This is a genomic window from Shuttleworthella sp. (assembly GCF_057251025.1).
Genome location: NZ_DBHIDN010000001.1, coordinates 39,432 through 60,608, shown reverse-complemented (window position 1 = coordinate 60,608; position 21,177 = coordinate 39,432). Strand labels below are relative to the sequence as shown.

Here is a 21,177-nt window from a genome sequence, read left to right as displayed (position 1 = left end):
GTCCCGGGCAGGCATTGATCATGAACAGAGAAGAGTTTCTATGCTGACTTATTCTGATTTGGAGAAAAAACCCGCGCTCCTCAAGGACCTGACGCCCATGATGGAGCACTATATCGCCACCAAGAAGGAGAACCCCGCCTGTATCCTCTTCTATCGACTCGGGGATTTCTACGAGATGTTCTTCGACGACGCCATCACCGTCTCAAGGGAGCTGGAGCTGACCCTGACCGGCAAGGCCTGCGGCCTGCCCGAGCGCGCGCCCATGTGTGGCGTTCCCTACCATGCCGCAGAGTCCTATCTCAACCGTCTGGTGCAAAAGGGCTACAAGGTGGCCATCTGCGAGCAGCTGGAGGATCCGAAGGAGGCCAAGGGCATGGTCCGGCGGGGGGTGATCCGGATTGTGACTCCCGGGACCAACATGGATGCTGGCTCCCTGGATGAGGGGAAGAACAACTACATCCTCAGTGTGGTCTATGTCGGCAACATCTTCGGTCTGGCCGCGGCAGACGTCTCCACCGGAGATTTCTATGTCACGGAACTGGATTCTGAGCAAAAACTCATGGACGAGCTGTCCAAGTACCATCCGTCGGAATTGGTCTGTAACGACTCCCTGTCCATGTGCGGAATCGACCTGGAGGCCCTGAGGGACCGCTTTCACATGGCGATCAGCCCGCTGGAGTCCTACTACTTTGAAGAAGAGGCTGCATACAGTTTGCTCCGGGACCACTTTCGGGTCCTGGACCTGACCGCCCTGGGCCTTTCGGATTTCTCGATCGGAAGCATAGCGGCCGGTGCCCTGCTCAAGTACCTGACCGAGACCCAGAAATCGGACCTGGCCAATATCTCAAGCATCTCACCCTACCGGGGCGGCAGTTTTATGATCATTGATGCCGCTACCCGCCGCAATTTGGAATTGGTTGAGACCCTCCGGGAAAAAGAGAAGCGGGGGTCCTTGCTCTGGGTTTTGGATAAGACCAAGACAGCCATGGGAGCCCGCCTGCTTCGCTCCCGCATCGAGCAACCCCTGATCAATGAGGAAGAGATCAACAACCGCTATGATGCCCTGGAGGAAATGCTCTCGGACATGGTCAGCCGGGAGGAGATCCGGGAGTACTTGAATCCGGTTTACGATCTGGAGCGTCTGATTACAAGAATCACCTATCAGACCGCAAATCCAAGGGACCTGGTCGCATTCGCCTCCTCCCTGGCCGCCTTGCCGGCAATTCGAAGTCTTCTGGCAGACTATTCCTCGAAAAATATGAAGAAGATCCTGACCGATCTGGACCCCCTAACCGATCTCAATGAACTGATCCATGCCGCAATTGCCAATGATCCTCCTCTCTCTGCACACGACGGCGGCATCATCCGGTCCGGCTACAATGAGGAGGTTGATCGGCTCAGGTCAGCGGCCACGGACGGAAAACAGTGGCTGGCAGACCTGGAGAAAAAGGAGCGGGAGAAGACCGGAATCAAGAATCTCCGGGTCAAGTACAACCGGGTCTTCGGCTATTATCTGGAGGTCACCAACTCCTATCTGGACCTGGTTCCTGACTACTTCATCCGAAAGCAGACCCTGACCAATGCGGAGCGCTTCTACACACCGGAACTCAAGGAGTTGGAGAACACCATTCTCGGTTCCGCGGACCGGCTCCTTGTCCTTGAAAATGACCTGTTTCGCCAGGTGCGGGACACCGTCGGAAGGGAGGTTGTGCGCATTCAAAAGACCGCCAAGGCCATTGCCGCTCTGGATTTCTACCAGTCCCTGGCGAAGGTGGCCGAGGACAATCGCTTCTGCAGGCCCAAGCTCAACAGGAGAGGGGTCTTGGAGATCAAAAAAGGACGGCACCCTGTCGTTGAGAAGGTTCTGAAAGAGGGGACCTTCATCTCCAATGATACCTATCTGGACAGCAAGAGCCATCGCCTCTCGATCATTACCGGGCCCAATATGGCAGGCAAATCCACCTATATGCGGCAGAATGCCATCATTGTCCTCATGGCCCAGGTCGGGTCCTATGTGCCGGCGGAGTCCGCCAGTATTTGTGTTTTTGACCGGATCTTCACCCGGGTCGGCGCATCGGACGATCTGGCAAGCGGGCAGTCCACCTTCATGGTGGAGATGAATGAGGTGGCCAATATTCTTCGCAACGCAACACCCAAATCCCTGCTCATCTTAGATGAGATCGGAAGAGGGACATCCACCTTCGACGGACTCGCCATCGCCTGGGCCATGGTAGAGTATATTGCCAACAGCCGGCTGATCGGCGCCAAGACCCTTTTCGCCACCCACTATCATGAGCTGACCGAGCTCGAGGGGAGAATCGAGGGTGTCAATAACTATTGCATTGCGGTCAAGGAAAACGGAGACGACATCGTCTTTCTCCGAAAGATTGTCCCCGGAGGGGCCGACCGAAGTTATGGAATCCAGGTTGCCAAGCTGGCCGGGGTTCCCGATGGGGTCATTGACCGGGCCAAGGAGATCTCCAAGGAGCTGTCGGATAATGACATCGCCCTGATTGCGAGAAATATTCTGCCGGATACCGGGGGCATTGGCCGGAAGACCGGCTCCCCCCTCGATGAGGTCGATATGGGACAGATGAGTCTCTTTGACACCCTTGAGGATGACGATATCATCAAAGAACTCCGCGATATGGATATCTCCAATCTGACACCGCTTGAGGCCTTAAACAAGCTCAACGGGCTGCAGAACAAGGTCAGAAACCGCTGGTGAGATCCGACTTGGATTCTACTCGGCCGGATCATACTTGATGAATCATAGGAATACAGGAGAACGGAATACAGAAGAACATGGAAAGACAAGACATTGCACTTTTAAGTCAGGAGACCATTGACAAGATCTCCGCGGGTGAGGTTGTGGAGCGGCCGGCTTCTGTCGTCAAGGAGCTGACAGAGAACGCCATTGATGCCGGGGCGACAGCCATTACGGTTGAGATCAAGGAGGGGGGAATTGACTATATCCGGGTGACGGATGACGGATGCGGCATCCCCAGAGATCAGCTGGCTCTGGCCTTCCTCCCCCACTCCACTTCCAAGATTCGATCTTCCGAGGACCTCCTGACGGTTCACTCCCTGGGCTTCCGGGGGGAGGCCCTCTCATCTATCGCCGCCGTCTCCAGAGTCGAGCTGATCACCAAGGTCGCATCTGCCCTGACCGGCTTTCGCTATGTGATCGAGGGGGCCAGAGAGGATTCTCTGACGGAAATCGGGGCTCCGGACGGAACGACCTTCATCGTGCGCCAGCTCTTTTACAACACGCCTGCACGCAGGAAGTTCCTCCGCGCAGGAGTCACAGAGGGAAACTATATCGCGGATATCATGGAGCGGCTGGCCCTGTCTCACCCTCAGATCGCCTTTCGCTTCATCTCGAACGGCGGGCAGAAGATGGCGACAGCGGGCAAGGGAAGTCTCTCGGATGCCATCTATCAGATTTACGGGCGGTCTGTCGCCAAAGAGATTCTTCCGATCCACTGTGAGAGAGAGAAGTACCGCCTGGACGGTTATATAGGAAAGCCCTCTATGACCAAGGGAAACCGCAACTTCGAGAATTTCTTCATCAATGGCCGCTATGTCAGAAGTCAGCTCCTGTCCAGGGCGGTCGAAGAGGGCTATCGGGGCTATATGATGCAGCACCAGTATCCCTTCTGCGTCCTTGAAATGACCTTCCCGGACGGCAGTGTGGATGTCAATGTCCATCCCACCAAGATGGAGGTTCGCTTTGACGATGCGGAAGATGTGCGTGCCGGTCTTAGTTCCGCGATCTCACAGAGACTTCTCATGCGGGAAGATATCTCGAATATCCCCCTTCAGAGTGATCCGGCAACCAGTCATCCTGCTGCTTCTGCCAAGACAAGCGGGGCTGAGCCCTTTGAGCGGTCCCGCCTGGAAGAAATCCGCCGTCAGGTCATGGAGGATATCCGTAAGGACACCCCCTATGAGAGGCAGTATGATCGGCCGATCCGGACAAAGGCAGCTGATACAGAGGATCCTCTGTCCGGGAGAGAGCTAAGAGAGGGGCCGGCAGACCGGTCCGAAGCCTTGAGGCAGAGTGCTGCCGGCGGCCTGCGCGATCTGCCGGCGGATATGCCAGAGGCAGTCAGCTGCCATCAGCCGCGATTCTTCAGTCAGGAGGCCAGGGAGGAGTTTCGTCTGGTCGGTCAGGTCTTCGGCACCTATTGGATCATCCAGTATGGCGACAAGATGTATATGATCGACCAGCATGCCGCGCACGAGAAAGTGCTCTTTGAGCGGACCATGGCGGGCATCAAGAATAAGACCATGACCTCCCAGTTGATATCCCCGCCCATCATTGTCAGTCTGTCTGCCTTGGAGGAGGAAGCCTTCAGGAAATACGCAGACGCTTTCTCAGAGATCGGTTTTGAACTGGATCCCTTCGGGGGCAGAGAGTACGCGATCAAGGCCGTGCCCGCCAACCTCTTCAATCTGGATCCCAGGGACCTGTTTTTGAATATGATCTCCAAGGCCTGCGATTTCCGGGGAAATGAGTCCTCGGACCTGATCCTGGAGAGAGTGGCGTCCATGTCCTGCAAGGCCGCTGTCAAGGGAAATCACCAGCTGTCTCTCGCCGAGATCAAGGAATTGATTGCGGAGCTTCTGACCCTGGAGAATCCCTATCACTGTCCCCACGGCCGCCCGACGATCATTTCCTTCAGCCACTATGATCTGGATCGCAAATTCAAGAGGATCGTCACATGAAGCCATTAATTGTCATTGCTGGTCCGACCGCTGTCGGGAAAAGCGATCTCGCGATCCGGCTGGCCAAGACGATCGGGGGGAGCATTATTTCCGCGGATTCCATGCAGGTCTACCGCGGCATGGATATCGGGTCAGCCAAAATCAAGAGCGAGGAGATGGACCGGATCCCCCACTATCTGATCGACTGTATCCGGCCGGACCAGGCCTGGAATGTGACCATCTTTCAGAAAAGGGCCAGGGAGGCCATGGGGGAAATCTACGCCTGCGGCCGAATCCCGATCCTGGTCGGAGGAACCGGCTTCTATATTCAGGCCCTGACCAGGGACATTTGCTTTACTCCGGTCAGAGAAGACCCTGAATTCCGCCGGGAGATGGACCTTTTGGCGAGAGAAGAGGGCGAGAAGGCCCTGCACGACCGCCTATCCCTGGTCGATCCCGAGGCCGCAGCGCAGATTCACGCCCACAATGTCAAGCGAGTGATACGGGCCCTGGAGTTCTATCACACAAGCGGCCAGAGGATCTCTGACCACAATGCGAGAGAGAGGGGCAAGAAGAGCCCCTATCAACTGGCTTATCTGGTCTTGACCCAGGACCGGCAGACCCTCTATGACCGGATTGACAGGCGGGTCGACCGCATGATGGAAGAGGGACTCTTAGAGGAGGTCATGGCCCTCAAGAGGGCCGGATATCACAGGGGCATGGTCTCTATGCAGGGGCTTGGCTATAAGGAACTCCTGAGCTATCTGGACGGGCAGATCTCCCTGGACCAAGCCGTCTATGAGATCAAGAGGGACACGAGGCATTTTGCCAAGAGACAACTGACCTGGTTTAAGAGAGAAGAGGACAGTATCTGGATTGATAAGTCCAGGCTTGGGAATGACGAGGATCTCGTCTTAGACAGGGTCCTTGAGATTTTAAGAGAGAGAGACATATATGGATCAGACGCAAGAGATGTACGATAAGCTGGGCATCAGCCCCCGGGTCTACAACTATGCCCATCGGGTTCTCGATCAGATGCGAGACCGCCTCGATGCAATCGACCGCATGACAGACTACAACCAGATGAAGGTCATCGCCGCCATGCAGAAGAACCGGGTTTCCGCCGAGTGCCTGGGCGCCTCCACCGGTTATGGATATGACGATCTGGGAAGAGACTGCCTGGAGAGAGTCTACGCGGATTGTTTCGGCGGAGAGGATGCCCTGGTTCGTCCCCAGATTACCTGCGGAACGCATGCGCTGGCCCTTGCCCTGATGTCGAATCTGCGTCCGGGAGACGAGCTCCTCTCCCCGGTCGGCAAGCCCTATGACACCCTGGAAGAGGTGATCGGCATCCGCCCCAGCAGGGGCTCGCTGGCAGAATATCAGATCAGCTACCGCCAGGTCGATCTCCTGGAGGACGGGAGTTTCGATTATGACGGCATCCGGGCCGCCATCAACGACAAGACACGGCTGGTCACCATCCAAAGGTCCAAGGGCTATCAGACCAGGCCGACCCTGTCCGTAGAGAAAATCGGTCAGCTGATCTCCTTTGTCAAAGAGATCAAGCCCTCCCTCATCGTCATGGTGGACAACTGCTACGGGGAATTTACAGAGATCAGAGAACCTCTGGAGGTCGGGGCGGATATGATGGTCGGATCTCTGATCAAGAACCCGGGCGGTGGCCTGGCCCCGGTCGGCGGCTATATCGTCGGAAGGAGGGACTGCGTCGCGAACGCCGCCTACCGGCTGACCTCTCCCGGACTCGGCAAGGAGGTCGGGGCCTCGCTGGGAGTCATGCGTGATTTCTTCCAGGGCTTTTTTCTGGCGCCGACTGTCACGGCCTCCGCTCTAAAGGGGGCAATCTTTGCCGCCAGGCTCTACGAGGGACTCGGTTTTCCTGTTGTTCCCAACGGGACCGAAGCAAGGCATGATATCATCCAGGCAGTAACCTTCGGCAGACCCGAGGGATTGATTGCTTTCTGTGAGGGAATCCAGGCTGCAGCTCCTGTAGATTCCTATGTCAAGCCGGAGCCCTGGGACATGCCGGGCTATGACGACCCGGTCATTATGGCTGCCGGAGCCTTTGTCCAGGGGTCCTCGATCGAGTTGTCCGCCGACGGCCCCCTTCGTCCCCCCTACACGGCCTATTTCCAGGGTGGCCTGACCTGGCCCCACGCCAAGCTCGGGATCATGATGTCTCTGCAGAAAGTCTATGAGGCGAATCTTGTGACCGATCGTCAATTATGCTAATATGATTTTGGCTGACCGATGATATCGCTCTTGTGCAGGACCCGTGAGGCAGGCATGAGAAGCAGGAATCATTTTGACAATAGATACGCTGACAATGCGCCGGATCGAAAGCTGGACCGCTATGGCGCTTCGGCCTTGACAGATGCGGAACTGGTTGCCGTTCTTCTTCGGAGCGGGACGAGGGACTGTGATGTCTTGGCTATGGCCGAAGGGGTTCTCAGGCTCAGACAGGGCTCGCTGGCTGATCTGGTTAATATCTCTGCGGATGAGTTGATGCGAATTCGCGGGATCGGACCGGTCAAGGCAAGAGAACTCAGTTCTGTCTTCGAGTTGTCCCGGCGAATCGCCAGCAATACCAGGCGAAGGAAGTTGAAATTAGCTGATACACCCTCTATTGCAGGCTATTATATGGAACGGCTGCGACACGAAGACAGTGAACTTCTGGTTGCGGCTTATTTTAATGTGAAAGATGAGCTCGTCTTCGAGTCAGTGATCAGCCTGGGCAGCAGTGACAGGACGGATTTTCCCATCCGAAAAATCTATTCTCTGGCACTCCTTCACCATGCCAGTCAGCTGGTCCTGCTCCACAATCACCCCAGCGGAGATCCCATGCCGTCTCAGGCCGATTACCTGGCTACCCGGGAGGCCAAAACGGCAGGACAGTACCTCGATATTGTCTTAAGAGACCATATTATTATCGGAGACCACCGGTACTACAGCTTCCGTCAGGGAGAACTGATCTAGGAGGAAATCATATGAGTAACGCTTACGGCATTGATCTCGGAACCGGAAATCTGAAGATCTTTTCCAAGGCTTCCAACGATATTACCAACATCAAGGATACCATTGCCCTGGTCAACCACAGGCAGATGTACTCCTATGGCGACGCCGCCTATGCCATGTATGAGAAGGCGCCGACCAATATTGATGTATCCTTTCCGATTGTCAACGGGGTGATTGCCGACTTTGACAACATGCAGGCCATGATCTATGAGGTCTTGGAGTCGGATCTCAAGGCCAATATAAAGCGGAGCGATATTGTCGTTGCCGTTCCCCATGATATTACGGAGGTGGAGAAGAAGGCCTTCTTTGATATTTTCGCCAAGGCCAGAATCAAGCCCCGGTCCATTCGCATCTGTGAGAAGCCTCTGGCGGACGCCATCGGGATGGGAGTGGACGTTAATGAGCCAAAGGGCGTCATGGTGGTCGATATGGGGGCGGACACGACGGAGATCTCGGTGGTGTCCCTTGGCGGGATTGTTATTTCCGAACTCCTCCCTATGGGCGGAAATCGACTGGACAACTCCATCGTCACATATATTCGGCGCCAGTATAATCTGATCATCGGGAGAAAGACCGCCAGGATGCTCAAAGAGGAGATTGGGTCTGCCATTGGGGATGCCAAGGAATCCCTCATGGTGGTCGGAAGAGATGTTGTCTCCGGTCTTCCGATCGAATTCGAGGTGAACGCCCAAATGGTCTTCGAGGGAATGAAGGATGACCTCCAGAATCTTGCGACAGCGATCAAGCTGCTCCTGGAGAAGGTCCCCCCGGAACTGGCCAAGGATATCGTGCACGAGGGCATCTATCTGACCGGAGGCGGTTCCAAGATCCGTTCTCTGGACAATTTCATTCAATCCATCACCAACATCAGCATGAACGTAGCCGACAGAGGAGAGGAGACCGTGGCCATGGGCCTAAGTCTCGTCGTGACAGATGACCACTACTCCAAATTCGGCTATGAGATGAAGTCAAGAAAATTCAACTAGGATTTGATTCATGAAGAGACGAAGACGCAAAGCTTTATCCGGTCGTTTTATTTTCATATGTCTGCTTCTGATCTGCGGCCTTATGCTCTTTGCCGGCTACTCGACCGGTTTTAGCGGAGGAGCTCTGAACAGAGCTGTCTCTGCCATCTTCCTCCCCATGCAAAGGGGCATTGACTATATTGGGAGTCATATCTTGGTCAATGGCCAGGAGGCCAGGTCCAAGGCGGCACTGATTGAGGAAAATCGCAAGCTGAAGGACCAGCTCGCCAGTGCCAGAGAACAGATCAGCCAGCTGCAGAGCCAGCAGACCCAGCTCGCCGATCTCAAGAGTCTCTACAAGCTGGACCAGTCCTATGGGCAGTATCCCAAGACAGCCGCCCATGTGGTCGCCAGAGATTCGTCCAACTGGTTTAACTCCTTCACCATTGACAAGGGCACATGTGAGGGGATGAAGGTCAACATGAATGTCCTTGCCGATAAGGGTCTGATCGGAATTATCGTGGAGACCGGCCCCCATTACTCGATTGTGGATACCATTATCAATGATTCCACCAGTGTTTCCGCCCAGGTCTCCGACAAGGGCCAGAATCTGATCACGACCGGGTCGCTCAAGGATATGACCGAGTCCAATGTCATCCGGATCAGTTCTCTGGAGGACCCGTCCGCAAGCGTGGCGGCAGGAGACTCCGTCGTAACCTCGAATATTTCGGATAAATATCTGCCCGGAATATTGATCGGCTATGTGACCGACTTGACCGATGACTCCAATAAACTAACCCGGTCCGGAAGCCTGACCCCGGCGGCTGATTTTAAAAATCTGCGGGAGGTTCTTGTGATTACCCAGCTCAAGGAGACCGGCGACCATGAATAAGTTTCTGAGGCAGGCCTTCTGCCTTCTTGCGGCGGGGCTGATGATTCTAATCTGTCTTGTTTTGCAAATGGGGATTCTCCCAAGCCTCCGGCTTGGAATTGTCATGCCTAATCTGATGGTGATTCTGACTTCCAGCTCCGGCTTTATGCGGAATCAGAAAGAGGGGATGATCATGGGCTTTTTCTGCGGACTGGCCCTGGATCTCTATTCCTCCCAGGTCTTTGGCTACTATGCCCTGATCTATCTTTTGATCGGAAGCATAAACGGCTTCTTCCGTCATCTCTTCTTCGGAGACGACTTGAAAATGCCGCTGATTATGATTGCGGTCTCAGACCTGATCTACGGGATGATGGTCTATTTCAGCGCCTTCTTCTTCTGCGGAAGGGAGGATTTCTTGTTCTATCTCTTGAATGTAATGATTCCCGAAGCGGTCTATACCTGTGTCGTTTCACTTTTCATCTGCCCCCTGATTTACCGGATCTACCGCCGGATGCAGGAGGATAAGCAAAGGAGACCGAAACTTGGCTGATTTTGTCGGAAAACTACGCACTCGTCTGGCCGGATCCCGATTGTGGGTTCTTCTGGTCCTCATGATGCTCTTTGCCTCCATTCTGCTGACGAGATTATTCTACCTGCAGATCGTTCGCGGGCCTTACTACCAGAATAACTACAAACTGCGGATCGAAAAAAAGCAGCTGATCGATGCCTCCCGGGGAAATATCTACGACCGAAACGGGAATCTCCTGGCATACAACAAGCTAGCCTATGCCGTTGTCATAGAAGATACCGCCTCCTACAAGAGCAGCGCGCAGAAGAACTTGGCTCTGAACGAGGAACTCGCTCAGATCATTCGAAAGATCAAGGCCAACGGAGATCACATCAAGAACAACTTCAACATCTTCATTGACGGAGGCGGCCAGTATCAGTTTTCTGTTGAGGGGTCCGCGCTGCAGCGCTTTCGGGCAGATATCTACGGACGGTCGGATGTCAACGGCCTGGCCTATAACAAGAAGCTCAACTACGATGAATCCCAGGCGAGTCCGGACCAGATCATGGACTATCTGATCGACAAGCGCTTTTCCATTGACCGGAATGCCTATGACAAGGAGACCGCCTACGAAATTGCCATACTGCGCTTCGAGATGAGTCTCAACTCCTATCAGAAGTACATCGCCACGGAGATCGCCACCAATGTCTCCGATAAGACAGCCGCCTATATCAAGGAGAATTCCAAGTCCCTTCCCGGCGTTGATATCAAGGAGACAAGCATCCGCAAATACACGGATTCAGAGGCTTTTTCCTCTGTAATCGGCTACACGGGAACCATCTCCACGGATGAATTTAACGAGAAATCCGAAAAGGACAAGACCGTTGCGATTACGGACCAGGTGGGCAAGGCCGGCTTGGAACAGGCCATGGATGACCAGCTGACCGGCAGGAAGGGGAGCCGGACCCTGTATGTCGACAGTGTCGGGACCCCCCTGCAGACAGGGATCTCCCAGGATCCTGAGGCCGGCAATGACGTCTACCTCTCCATTGACAAGGACCTGCAGGTCAAGACCTACAAGCTCTTAGAGCAGGAGGTGGCGGGCGTCATTCTGACCAGGATGAGCAACAGCAAGAAGGTCAGCACTGATCCCAATGCCGGAAATCACGCGGATAAAATCCTGCCGGTATATGACATCTATGTGCAGCTGGTCAACAATCATCTGATTGATACCGACCGGCTGACCGCAGATGATGCCAGCGACCTGGAGAAGTCTGTGGCCGAGACCTTCCGCGGTCACCTGGATCACAGTCTGGATTCCCTTAGGGACCAGCTGGCTTCCGACTCCGGCGTCTCCTACAAGTCTCTTGGAGATGAGGGAAGGGAATACGCCTCTTACATAGTCAAAAGACTCAAGATTGACGGCATTCTGAACACGGACCGAATTGACAGCAAGGATCCCATCCAGGTCCGCTGGTCGAACCAGGAGATCTCCGTCAATGAATACCTTACATACGCTCTGAAGAACAACTGGATTGATATCAGCAAGGTATTGGGCCTGTCCAAATATCTGGATACCGACCAGGCCTACCGGGGACTTGTGGACTATACCCTGTCTCTCTTAAGGGACGATCCTGACTTCGCCGCCCTGTCCAGAAAGTACACCATCTTAAATGATGAGGTCTCTCCCAATGCCCTCTGCGCCATCCTCTATGATCAGGGTTTCCTGGCTAAAGACGACGCAACGAGAAATGCCCTCGCATCCGGAACATTATCGGCCTATGGATTTATCCAGTCCAAGCTGCGCAGTCTTGAGATCCGGCCCGGCCAGCTTGGACTGCATCTGTCGACTGCCTCGGCGGTTGTCACCGATCCGGGAAGCGGAGAGATTCTGGCCTGTGTCTCTTATCCCGGCTATGACAGCAATCAGCTGGCGAACGCGGCCAATACTTCCTACTACAAGAAGCTGACCCGGTCCTCATCCAGGCCTCTCTTTAACTATGCGACCCAGCAGAAGACAGCGCCCGGCTCAACGCTCAAGCCCGTCACGGCGATTGCCGGTATTTCCGAGGGGGTAATCACAGGCTCTACCATGATCCGGGACGAGGGAGTCTTCACCAAGGTATCAAACCACCCCAAGTGCTGGTCATATCCGACCTTCACGCACGGAACGCTCAATGTCCAGGAGGCAATCCGCCACTCCTGCAACTACTTCTTCTATGAAGTGGGATACCGGCTGGCTTCAAAGACCAGCGGAAGCTACAATGACGGGGCGGGGATCAACCTGCTCCAAAAGTACGCTCAGATGTTTGCGCTTGACCAGAAGACGGGGGTTGAAATTCCCGAGGCAGAGTCCACGATTGCCTCCCAGTACCCGGTCATGGCGGCGATCGGTCAATCGGACAACAACATGACCACCATCGCTCTGGCCCGCTACGCAACGGCCATCACCAACAAGGGAACCGTCTACAATATGACCCTCCTGGACCATGTGGCGGACAATAAGGGCAATGTCCTGAAGACCTATCGCCCCACGGTTCATTCCCGGATCGACTCGGTCTCAGCGGACACCTGGAACTATATCCACACGGGAATGAGAGAAGTGGCGACGGATATGTCGTCCATGCGCAATTTCTCCATTCCCATCGCCGGCAAGACGGGAACAGCCCAGTCCTCGACCAGCACGGCCTCACATGGCCTCTTCATCGGATTCGCCCCCTATGACAGTCCCAGAGTCTGTCTGGCCGTGCGCATCCCTTACGCCTATGAGTCCTTCTATGCGGCGGATGTCTCTAAGGACATCATCGGCTCTTATCTGGGCGATGCCAAGTCTAACGAGCTTGTTGGCACAGGAGCCATTCAGGCGGGCAGCAGCGGACATGGAGACTGATACGGGCACAGAGATGGATGATCGTGAGCTCAGAAAAGGAGAGCGAAATGAAGCAATCAGTTGTTATTAAGAGCAGCAAGTATGGGATCACTCTGTTTTTGAGTGATCAGATCCCCTTTGAAGACCTGATTCGGGATATCTGCCGCAAGTTCCACGACAGCAAGTCCTTCTTCGGGGCAAGCAGCTTTGCCCTGGGGATTGAGGGGAGAAAGCTGTCTGCCCGGGAGATCCCGGTTGTCATAGAGGCCATAGAGCTCAACTCCGATATTCATATTTCCATGCTGCAGGATACAGACCCGGAGACGGACAAGATTCTGGTCAAGTCGATAGAAGAGGCCGGTCTGAGGAATATCTATAAGAACGCCATGATTATCAACGGGAGCGTCCGCAGGGAGCGGGAGATCTGCTCCGACACAAGCCTCATCGTCCTGGGAGACCTGTCCGCCAGGGCCAGCCTTCGGGCAGCCGGCAATGTCATCGTTATGGGTACTCTTTCCGGCCGGGTTGTGGCGGGATATCCTGACAATGACGACTGTTACATCGTCGCCAATCAGTTCGACAACAGGGATCTGACCATCGGCAAGATCAGCGGGATCCCGGTAGAGGAGAGGAAGTGGTCCCTTCGCGCCAGAAAGAGCCGGAATATGCCGAGAGCAGTCGCTGTTTTTGAAGGACAGCTGATCATGGAGCCCCTCTCCAGCGGTCTTGTCCCCCAGTTGACCGGACGTAAGCTCAAGGAAGGCTGAGTATGTTTCATAACATCTTTCGCAATTATCGGCTCAGGGACTACAACTTCAAGCTCTTTTTCTCCGTCCTTGCCATAACCCTGATCGGGATCTTCGTCATTGGCTCTGCCAACTCGAATTTCTTCAACCGGCAGCTGGCCGGACTGGGGATCGGTGTAATTGTCATGGTCGGTATTTCTCTGGTGGACTATGACTTTCTGCTGAACTTCTCCGTCGTCTATTACCTGCTGACCTGTGCCTCCCTGGTCGCCATTTTCTTCTTCGGAAAGACGACCGGCGGAGCGACCCGCTGGATTCGGATCAGCGGCTTCCAGTTTCAGCCATCGGAACTGGCCAAGCTCTTGCTTGTTCTCTTCTTCGCCAAGTACTTCTCCGATCATTCCGATGATCTAAACGAGTACTGGAGACTCCTGATCACAGGCCTTCTGGTCGCAGTCCCCCTTGTCCTGATCCTAAAGGAACCGGACTTGTCCACCAGCATTGTCACCTTTTTGATCATAGCGTCCATGTTGTTTATCGCCGGATTAAGTCGTAGAATAGTAGCTGTAGCGCTTGGCATTACGGTCCCCTCGATTTCTCTTTTGATCTTCTATATCTACTGGAGAGGACCTGCCATAGCGGACCGGGCCGGCTATCAGGTCAAGCGCATTCTCGCCTGGCTCCGTCCCAATGAATTTCCGGAGACTTCATACCAGCAACAGAATTCCATTATGGCTATTGCCTCCGGGATGTTTTTCGGCAAGGGAATTAACAATACCGCGGTTGATTCTGTCAAAAACGGCAATTATATCTTGGAGCCGCAGACCGACTTTATCTTCGCTGTAGCGGGAGAGGAGCTGGGTTTCATCGGGTCGATGCTCATCGTAGGTCTGTTGTTTTTGATCGTCTATCTGTGCTTTACGACCGGAGCCAGAGCTAAGAACTTATCGGGCAAGCTGATCTGCATCGGCGTCGGCTCCCTGATCGGCTTTCAGACTTTCGTAAATATCTGCGTCGTATCGGGACTCATGCCCAATACCGGCCTTCCCCTGCCTTTTGTCTCTTACGGGCTGACTTCCCTTGTCACTCTGTACTTTGGCATGGGCCTGGTTCTCAATGTCGGTTTACAATCCGGCCATCGAAGAGGAGGTTTGCGATTTTGAATATCGGACTGATCGCGCATGATGCGAAGAAGAAATTAATGCAGAATTTCTGTATCGCCTACCGGGGGATTCTGAGCCAGAATGATCTCTATGCGACCGGAACAACCGGCCGCTTGATCGAGGAGGTCACAAATCTGAGTATTCATAAGTACCTGGCCGGACACCTGGGCGGTGCCCAGCAGCTGGGAGCACAGATCGAGCAGAATGAGATGGATCTGGTGATTTTCCTCCGCGACCCCCTGACGGCCAAGTCCAACGAGCCGGACATCAATCCCATTGTCCGCGCCTGTGACACCAATAATATTCCCCTGGCCACCAATCTGGCGACCGCGGAACTTCTGATTAAATCACTGGATCGAGGAGACCTTGAGTGGCGTGAAATGTACAGGTAAGAAAATCATATCCCTCCTTCTTCTGGTCGGTCTTCTGGCCTTGACTTCCTGCGGCAATGCCAGTCGGCAGGCAGACTATAAGCTTATGGAGACGTCGACGGACTATCATCTGACCGATTCGGGACGGGATTATCAAAGTCTGCTCTCGGGAGATCTTACGATTCCCCGGATCGATGACGTCAATACTGCGACCAATCCGGACGCATCTGCCGTTAAATCCGCCCTGGTCATCAATGAGACCAGCGGCCATGTCCTCTACAGCAAAAAGGCGAATGATAAGGTCTATCCCGCCTCCATGACCAAGGTCCTGACCTTTCTGACCGCCATGCGCTATGGTCATCTGTCCGATCGACTGACCGTATCAGAGAACGCCCTGCAGCTTATGACCGGATCTACCATAGCTGGTCTTCGCGTCGGAGACCAGATCAGCCTGAAGGAAGCCCTCTACGGAATGATCCTCCCCTCCGGCAATGACGCTGCCATTACAATCGCAGAAGGGGTCGGCGGTTCTACCGGTCAATTCGCGGAGCTGATGAACCGGACGGCGGCTTCCATCGGGGCAACGCACACGCATTATGTGACGGTCAACGGGCTCCATGACGACAATCATTACACGACGGCGAATGACATGTACTTGATCTTTCATGAAGCCTTAAAAGAACCTCTCTTTCGCGAGATCATCGCCTCCTCGACCCATGTCGGAGAATTCCTGTCCGCCGGAGGCGCCGTTAAGAAGCTCAGCTGGAGGAATACCAACCGCTATCTTCAGGAGACCGTCACGGCTCCTTCCGGCATCCGGGTCATCGGCGGGAAGACCGGGACCACAGACCAGGCCGGTGCCTGCTTGGTCCTGCTCTCCAGGAATTCCAGGAATGAGGAGATCATCAGCATTATTTTCAAGGCCAATAATCATACAGCCCTCTACAAGCAGATGAATCATCTTCTGGAACTCTATGGGCAAAAGAGATAAGACAGCGTGACTTATTGTACTTTTAAAGACCATATACTATAATTTTTCTTAGGAAATACAGATCATTGATATGTATTGGAGGGGTGAATATGGTTGAAATAATTGCAGGAGTCAAGGGTACCGGGAAGACCAGACGCATGCTGGATTCCGCTGAGAAGTCTGTTGGAAGCGTCGATGGACTGGTTGTCTATATCGACAAGAGCGACCAGCGGATGTTAGAGCTCAGCTCGAAGATCCGGATGATTGATATGAGTCGTTACCCGGTCTCTAATTGGGATGGCTTTGTGGGCTTCCTCTGTGGCAGCTTGTCCCAGAACCGCGATATCCAGAAGATCTATCTGGATTCCTTCCTGGCCATCTCGCACATCTCTGAAGATGATGACATCATCAAGGCGATTGCATTCTTGAAGCGGGCGTCCGATCGATTTGATGTTGACTTCGTTGTAAGTATTTCAAAGAATCCGAGTGAGCTCCCCGATGAGCTGGGAGACCTTGTCTCAGATTGAAGGTGATTCGGTGACATGGAAGTTACCGATCTCGTATCCGGTGGGGGTGGCAGATGCGGCCCCCGCTTTCCATGTATGTAAGACAGAGAGAACAAAATGGCCAAAGTCACGCGCTTTCATCGAAATATCCAAATGAATATCGGGCTGATTGTGGGCATTATCATTGTGATTTATGTTCTCTTTCACATGTTCAGCTACATCACCAAGAAGCATGTTGCCATCTACCAGGTCAACAGCGGCACGATCTCCAGCAGCAGGCATTATGAAGCTCTGGCCCTGAGAGAAGAGATCCTGGTCCGGGCGGATGCTGACGGGCAGATCTATCACTTTAAGTCCAACGAATCGCAAGTCGGAAGTAATTCTGTCATTTACTCTCTGGATCAGAGCGGAGACATTCAGGACCTTCTGAACCGGACCCCCATGGATGCAGCGTCGCTCAGCGAAACAGAACAAAAGCAACTGGTCCATTCCCTGAGCGACTATGTCAAGACAGGAGATAATAACCGATTCTTCAAGATTTATGATTACAAGAATCAATTGGAGTCCAGTCTCTTTGATTCCTTTCACCTGGCGATCCTGGACAAATACAAGGATCAGATTGAGGCCGCGCAGAAGAAGCAGAGCTTTCACACTTACCGGGCTCCCTCTCCGGGCCTCCTTGTCTATTCCACCGATGGGGCCGAGGACCTGCGTCTGGACAATTTCACAAGGGATTCCTTCGACAGCTCGAGACTTGATTCCAAGGACCTAAAGACCGTATCCTCGGTCAAATCCGGGGACCCCGTCTACAAGTTGGTGACCTCGGAGCAGTGGAAAATGCTGGTTGAAATTGATGCCGAGACGGCCTCGATCCTGTCTGACTCGCCCAATGTGGAACTGGTCTTTGACAAGGACAAGCGGTCCAGCTGGGCCAAGACCTCCATCATCGAGCGCTATGGAAGAAAGTATCTGACCCTCTCCCTGGATGATTCCATGGAGCGCTATGCCGATCTTCGCTTTATTGGAATCAATCTCAAGCTCGATCGGGCCTCCGGTCTCAAAATCCCCCTTTCTGCCATTGCCAAGCAATCCTTCTACAAGATCCCCAAGACCTATTTCTTCAAGGGCGGCAACAGCAATGAGCTGGGCCTGCTCAGAAAGAAGGGGAACGGACATGAATTTGTTGTGCCGACCATCTATGCGGAGGACGAGAATGACTACTTTATCAAACAGGACCAATTGCAAGGAAATGATGTTCTGATAGAGCAAAACAGCGACAAGACCTGGCAGGTCAACAGCGTGTCGGAAGACCTGACCGGCGTCTATAATGTCAACAAGGGCTTTGCTGAGTTCAAGCCCATTGACATACAATTCCAGAATAAAGAATTTGCCATTGTCTCATCGACAACCTCCTACGGACTTGTCCTCTACGATCGGATTGCCCTTAACAGCAGTCAGATCAAAGAGGGAGACATGGTGCAGTAAAGAGAAGAGGGTGAAAGATGCTTGTCGAAAATTTAAAAATCGTCCAGGCCAATATTGCAAGAGCCTGTGAGAAGGTAGGGAGAGATCCCTCTGAGGTGACCCTGGTCGCTGTCTCCAAGACCAAGCCTGCATCAGACATCAAGGAGCTTTACGAGCAGGGACAGCGTGATTTCGGGGAGAATTATGTTCAGGAGTTGACAGAGAAGATCTATCACCTGCCAAAGGACATCCGCTGGCACATGATCGGTCATTTGCAGCGGAACAAGGTCAAGTACCTGGCCAGAGCTGCCGGATCCATCGCCCTGATTCACTCTGTCGACACCTATCGGCTCGCCGAGGAAATCAATATTCAGGCCAAGAAGAACAAGACCGTCATTGATATCTTAATCGAGGTAAATATTGCGGATGAGGACTCCAAATTCGGCATCAAGAGAGAAGACGCCATCGCTCTGGTTAAAGACATCGCCCGTCTTGACGGGGTCCATATCAGGGGCCTGATGACCTCAGCGCCCAATGTCCGGAATGCAGAGGAGAACCGGGCCTATTTTCGCTCCATTAAGGCCCTTGCGGTTGACATCGATTCCCGAAACATTGATAATGTTGAAATGGATGTTCTTTCCATGGGAATGACCAATGACTATCAAATCGCCATCGAAGAGGGCGCCACTATGGTGCGGGTCGGTACTGCGATTTTCGGCGCGAGAGATTATCATAAATAAGAGGTGAATTTATGGGGTTTTTTGATAAGATGTTGGACGCAATGAAGCTTTCCGACGAAGACGACGAGTACTACGACGATGACATCTATGAAGAGGAGGAGACTGGTCCCAAGAAGGCTTCCTTTCGCCGCAAGAACGCTTCCGGCGAGGAGACATCCGCTGAGGATACAGCAAAGCCGGTCTACCGCCCCTCCAAGATCACTCCCATGCGGTCTGTCAGACGGGGAACCGGTTCCGGAATGGAAGTCTGCGTGATCAAGCCTGCTGTTTTTGAGGACTCCAAAGAAGTCATTGATACCATTTTGTCCGGAAAACCGGTCATCATGAACATGGAGGGTCTGGATCTCTCCCTGGCCCAGAGGGTTATTGATGTGGTCAGCGGAGCCTGCCTGGCCCTTGAGGGAACACTTCAGAAGGTCTCTTCCTATATCTTCATTGTCACTCCCGCAAGCGTTGATATCTCCGGAGACCTGCAGGGACTTATGGATTCCTTTGATATTTCCGGTATTCAGACCGGCTTCTGAGATTCGAATCACTCACAGCGCCTTGAACTTCGCTTCAGGGTGCTTTTTTTGGAGTTATTATGCATTACCATCGACTGGATGTCACATATGAAAACAAGCATTCCTATGATATTGTAATTGAGGATTCATTCTCTGCCCTCTCGGATGAAATTGCGAATCTTCCAAGGACCTATCGAAGGGCCTGCATTGTCAGCGATTCCAATGTCTGCGGCTTCTACCTGGATCAGCTGAAAGAAAGTCTGGCCGGAAGCTTCTGCCAGATCTGTCATTTTATCATTACGGCAGGGGAGACGAGTAAGACCCTGGCGAGCGTGGAAGCGCTCTATGAAGAGCTTGTGAGAGAGCGTTTCGACCGCCATGACCTTCTGATTGCCCTGGGCGGAGGTGTAGTCGGGGACCTGACCGGCTTTGCCGCAGCGACCTATATGCGGGGAATTGACTACGTCCAGGTTCCGACCAGTCTCCTGGCCCAGGTGGACTCCTCGATCGGCGGCAAGACAGGCGTTGACTTCGGCCACTACAAGAACATGGTCGGGGCCTTCAAGATGCCGGTCCTGGTCTACATCAATATTTCCTGCCTCAAAACCCTTAGCCCAGACCAGTTTACCTGCGGCATGGGAGAGGTGATAAAGCATGGTCTGATTCGAGATATCAGTTATTATCAATGGCTCAAGTCATCTTCCGACAAGATCAAGGCGAGAGACCTGCGCGCACTTGCTCAGATGGTCTATGTCTCCACCGATATCAAGCGCAGGACCTGCCAGGTCGATCCCAAAGAAGAGGGGATTCGGGCCCATCTGAATTTTGGCCATACCATTGGGCATGCGGTTGAGAAACTCTCTGATTTTCGCCTCTATCACGGCCAGTGCGTCTCCATCGGCTCGGCCGCCGCGCTCTGCTTGTCCAGGAAGCTGGGGGGGATCAGTCAGATTGAGATGGAAGATGCCATCCGGACGCTTGCCCTGTTTGACCTTCCGGTCTCCCTTGATCCGAAATCCTATCCGCAGATGACACGGGAGTCTATTCTTTCCGCCATCAAGTCTGACAAGAAGATGGACGGAAACCGCATCAAGTTTGTCTACCTGCGGGCCATCGGACAGGCTGATACCTATATGGATTTCACGGATGATGACCTGCGCGGGGCAATCGATTTTGTTTTATCTTCATCCTCTCTCTGTCAGGAGATCTGAGAACTATGAATCATACCGACAAAAAAAGTATTCTGCCCCTGCGGCTTTCCGCCTGTATCTTCATCCTCCTTCTGATCGCTCTCGATCAGTGGACGAAGCTAGTAGCTGTTCATAAATTGCAGGGAGGAGATATGGATCTCATTCCCCGGGTCCTGAAACTGCATTATCTCCAAAACACCGGTGCTGCCTTTTCCTTCCTGGAAGGTAAGCCCCTGTTTTTTCTGATTCTGACCCCGGTTCTGGTCCTATGCATCTGCGCCTTCGCTCTCTCTACCCCCATGAAGAGAAGATTTCTGCCCCTGCATATCATCTATATGCTTCTGATCTCCGGCGCCCTTGGGAATCTGATTGACCGGGTCGCAAGGGGCTATGTCACAGACTTTATCTATTTCTGTCTCATTGATTTTCCGGTCTTTAATGTCGCAGATATCTATGTGACCCTATCCATGCTGGCCCTGATTCTCTTGGTTCTATTCTACTATCAGGATCAGGAATTGGAAGAGATTCTGCCCTGGCGACGCGGTCACTGAAACCGGTGCAGAGGATT

Annotated in this window: 19 protein-coding genes; all 19 read left to right on the top strand. The window is 53.4% G+C overall.

From position 1 onward, the window contains the following. Positions 1-40 precede the first annotated feature (40 nt). The 19 genes from mutS (at position 41) to lspA (ending at position 21,160) form a co-directional block, all read left to right on the top strand. A complete protein-coding gene (mutS, locus tag ACO5R6_RS00305; protein ID WP_485625176.1) occupies positions 41-2,728 on the top strand; it encodes a DNA mismatch repair protein MutS in 2,688 nt (895 codons plus the stop codon). Between the two features lie 77 nt (positions 2,729-2,805). After that, positions 2,806-4,731, top strand: a complete 1,926-nt coding sequence (gene mutL / locus ACO5R6_RS00300) for a DNA mismatch repair endonuclease MutL (protein WP_485625175.1) — start codon at positions 2,806-2,808, stop codon at positions 4,729-4,731. Next, on the top strand, positions 4,728-5,693 hold the full coding sequence (gene miaA, locus ACO5R6_RS00295; RefSeq protein WP_485625174.1) for a tRNA (adenosine(37)-N6)-dimethylallyltransferase MiaA: 966 nt from the start codon (positions 4,728-4,730) through the stop codon (positions 5,691-5,693). The genes mutL and miaA overlap by 4 nt, the downstream gene beginning before the upstream one ends. Then, positions 5,665-6,960, top strand: a complete 1,296-nt coding sequence (locus ACO5R6_RS00290) for a methionine gamma-lyase family protein (RefSeq protein WP_485625173.1) — start codon at positions 5,665-5,667, stop codon at positions 6,958-6,960. The genes miaA and ACO5R6_RS00290 overlap by 29 nt, the downstream gene beginning before the upstream one ends. Positions 6,961-7,014: 54 nt before the next feature. After that, entirely contained in the window at positions 7,015-7,704 is a 690-nt protein-coding gene (gene radC, locus ACO5R6_RS00285) for a RadC family protein (RefSeq protein WP_485625172.1), read from the top strand. A gap of 11 nt (positions 7,705-7,715) precedes the next feature. Then, positions 7,716-8,729, top strand: a complete 1,014-nt coding sequence (gene mreB, locus ACO5R6_RS00280) for a rod shape-determining protein MreB (protein ID WP_485625171.1) — start codon at positions 7,716-7,718, stop codon at positions 8,727-8,729. A gap of 10 nt (positions 8,730-8,739) precedes the next feature. After that, entirely contained in the window at positions 8,740-9,600 is an 861-nt protein-coding gene (gene mreC, locus ACO5R6_RS00275) for a rod shape-determining protein MreC (protein WP_485625170.1), read from the top strand. Beyond that, entirely contained in the window at positions 9,593-10,129 is a 537-nt protein-coding gene (gene mreD, locus ACO5R6_RS00270; RefSeq protein WP_485625169.1) for a rod shape-determining protein MreD, read from the top strand. Before mreC ends, mreD begins: the two co-directional genes overlap by 8 nt. Next, entirely contained in the window at positions 10,122-12,977 is a 2,856-nt protein-coding gene (locus ACO5R6_RS00265; RefSeq protein ID WP_485625168.1) for a penicillin-binding transpeptidase domain-containing protein, read from the top strand. The genes mreD and ACO5R6_RS00265 overlap by 8 nt, the downstream gene beginning before the upstream one ends. Before the next feature lie 47 nt (positions 12,978-13,024). Beyond that, on the top strand, positions 13,025-13,723 hold the full coding sequence (locus tag ACO5R6_RS00260) for a septum site-determining protein MinC (protein WP_485625167.1): 699 nt from the start codon (positions 13,025-13,027) through the stop codon (positions 13,721-13,723). 2 nt (positions 13,724-13,725) lie between these two features. Beyond that, entirely contained in the window at positions 13,726-14,865 is a 1,140-nt protein-coding gene (locus ACO5R6_RS00255; protein WP_485625166.1) for an FtsW/RodA/SpoVE family cell cycle protein, read from the top strand. After that, on the top strand, positions 14,862-15,257 hold the full coding sequence (gene mgsA / locus ACO5R6_RS00250) for a methylglyoxal synthase (RefSeq protein WP_485625165.1): 396 nt from the start codon (positions 14,862-14,864) through the stop codon (positions 15,255-15,257). Before ACO5R6_RS00255 ends, mgsA begins: the two co-directional genes overlap by 4 nt. Continuing rightward, positions 15,241-16,227, top strand: coding sequence for a D-alanyl-D-alanine carboxypeptidase family protein (locus ACO5R6_RS00245; RefSeq protein ID WP_485625164.1), 987 nt, complete (start codon positions 15,241-15,243; stop codon positions 16,225-16,227). Before mgsA ends, ACO5R6_RS00245 begins: the two co-directional genes overlap by 17 nt. A gap of 89 nt (positions 16,228-16,316) precedes the next feature. Continuing rightward, complete coding sequence (locus tag ACO5R6_RS00240; protein WP_485625163.1) at positions 16,317-16,733, top strand: twitching motility protein PilT; 417 nt, start codon at positions 16,317-16,319, stop codon at positions 16,731-16,733. Positions 16,734-16,829: 96 nt separating this feature from the next. Beyond that, entirely contained in the window at positions 16,830-18,197 is a 1,368-nt protein-coding gene (locus tag ACO5R6_RS00235; RefSeq protein ID WP_485625162.1) for a biotin/lipoyl attachment domain-containing protein, read from the top strand. 17 nt (positions 18,198-18,214) lie between these two features. Next, entirely contained in the window at positions 18,215-18,916 is a 702-nt protein-coding gene (locus tag ACO5R6_RS00230; RefSeq protein ID WP_485625161.1) for a YggS family pyridoxal phosphate-dependent enzyme, read from the top strand. A gap of 11 nt (positions 18,917-18,927) precedes the next feature. Next, entirely contained in the window at positions 18,928-19,440 is a 513-nt protein-coding gene (locus ACO5R6_RS00225) for a cell division protein SepF (protein WP_485625160.1), read from the top strand. A gap of 59 nt (positions 19,441-19,499) precedes the next feature. After that, positions 19,500-20,630, top strand: a complete 1,131-nt coding sequence (gene aroB / locus ACO5R6_RS00220; protein ID WP_485625159.1) for a 3-dehydroquinate synthase — start codon at positions 19,500-19,502, stop codon at positions 20,628-20,630. Between the two features lie 5 nt (positions 20,631-20,635). Next, positions 20,636-21,160 (top strand): signal peptidase II, encoded by a 525-nt coding sequence (gene lspA, locus ACO5R6_RS00215; protein WP_485625158.1) that lies wholly within the window; start codon positions 20,636-20,638, stop codon positions 21,158-21,160. Positions 21,161-21,177 lie beyond the last annotated feature (17 nt).

Excerpts from the sequence above, each read along its gene's own strand:
- mutS (WP_485625176.1), top strand. The coding sequence starts at position 41 with ATGCTGACTTATTCTGATTTGGAGAAAAAACCCGCGCTCCTCAAGGAC.
- mutL (WP_485625175.1), top strand. The coding sequence starts at position 2,806 with ATGGAAAGACAAGACATTGCACTTTTAAGTCAGGAGACCATTGACAAG.
- miaA (WP_485625174.1), top strand. The coding sequence starts at position 4,728 with ATGAAGCCATTAATTGTCATTGCTGGTCCGACCGCTGTCGGGAAAAGC.
- ACO5R6_RS00290 (WP_485625173.1), top strand. The coding sequence starts at position 5,665 with ATGGATCAGACGCAAGAGATGTACGATAAGCTGGGCATCAGCCCCCGG.
- radC (WP_485625172.1), top strand. The coding sequence starts at position 7,015 with ATGAGAAGCAGGAATCATTTTGACAATAGATACGCTGACAATGCGCCG.
- mreB (WP_485625171.1), top strand. The coding sequence starts at position 7,716 with ATGAGTAACGCTTACGGCATTGATCTCGGAACCGGAAATCTGAAGATC.
- mreC (WP_485625170.1), top strand. The coding sequence starts at position 8,740 with ATGAAGAGACGAAGACGCAAAGCTTTATCCGGTCGTTTTATTTTCATA.
- mreD (WP_485625169.1), top strand. The coding sequence starts at position 9,593 with ATGAATAAGTTTCTGAGGCAGGCCTTCTGCCTTCTTGCGGCGGGGCTG.
- ACO5R6_RS00260 (WP_485625167.1), top strand. The coding sequence starts at position 13,025 with ATGAAGCAATCAGTTGTTATTAAGAGCAGCAAGTATGGGATCACTCTG.
- ACO5R6_RS00255 (WP_485625166.1), top strand. The coding sequence starts at position 13,726 with ATGTTTCATAACATCTTTCGCAATTATCGGCTCAGGGACTACAACTTC.
- ACO5R6_RS00240 (WP_485625163.1), top strand. The coding sequence starts at position 16,317 with ATGGTTGAAATAATTGCAGGAGTCAAGGGTACCGGGAAGACCAGACGC.
- ACO5R6_RS00235 (WP_485625162.1), top strand. The coding sequence starts at position 16,830 with ATGGCCAAAGTCACGCGCTTTCATCGAAATATCCAAATGAATATCGGG.
- ACO5R6_RS00230 (WP_485625161.1), top strand. The coding sequence starts at position 18,215 with ATGCTTGTCGAAAATTTAAAAATCGTCCAGGCCAATATTGCAAGAGCC.
- ACO5R6_RS00225 (WP_485625160.1), top strand. The coding sequence starts at position 18,928 with ATGGGGTTTTTTGATAAGATGTTGGACGCAATGAAGCTTTCCGACGAA.
- aroB (WP_485625159.1), top strand. The coding sequence starts at position 19,500 with ATGCATTACCATCGACTGGATGTCACATATGAAAACAAGCATTCCTAT.
- lspA (WP_485625158.1), top strand. The coding sequence starts at position 20,636 with ATGAATCATACCGACAAAAAAAGTATTCTGCCCCTGCGGCTTTCCGCC.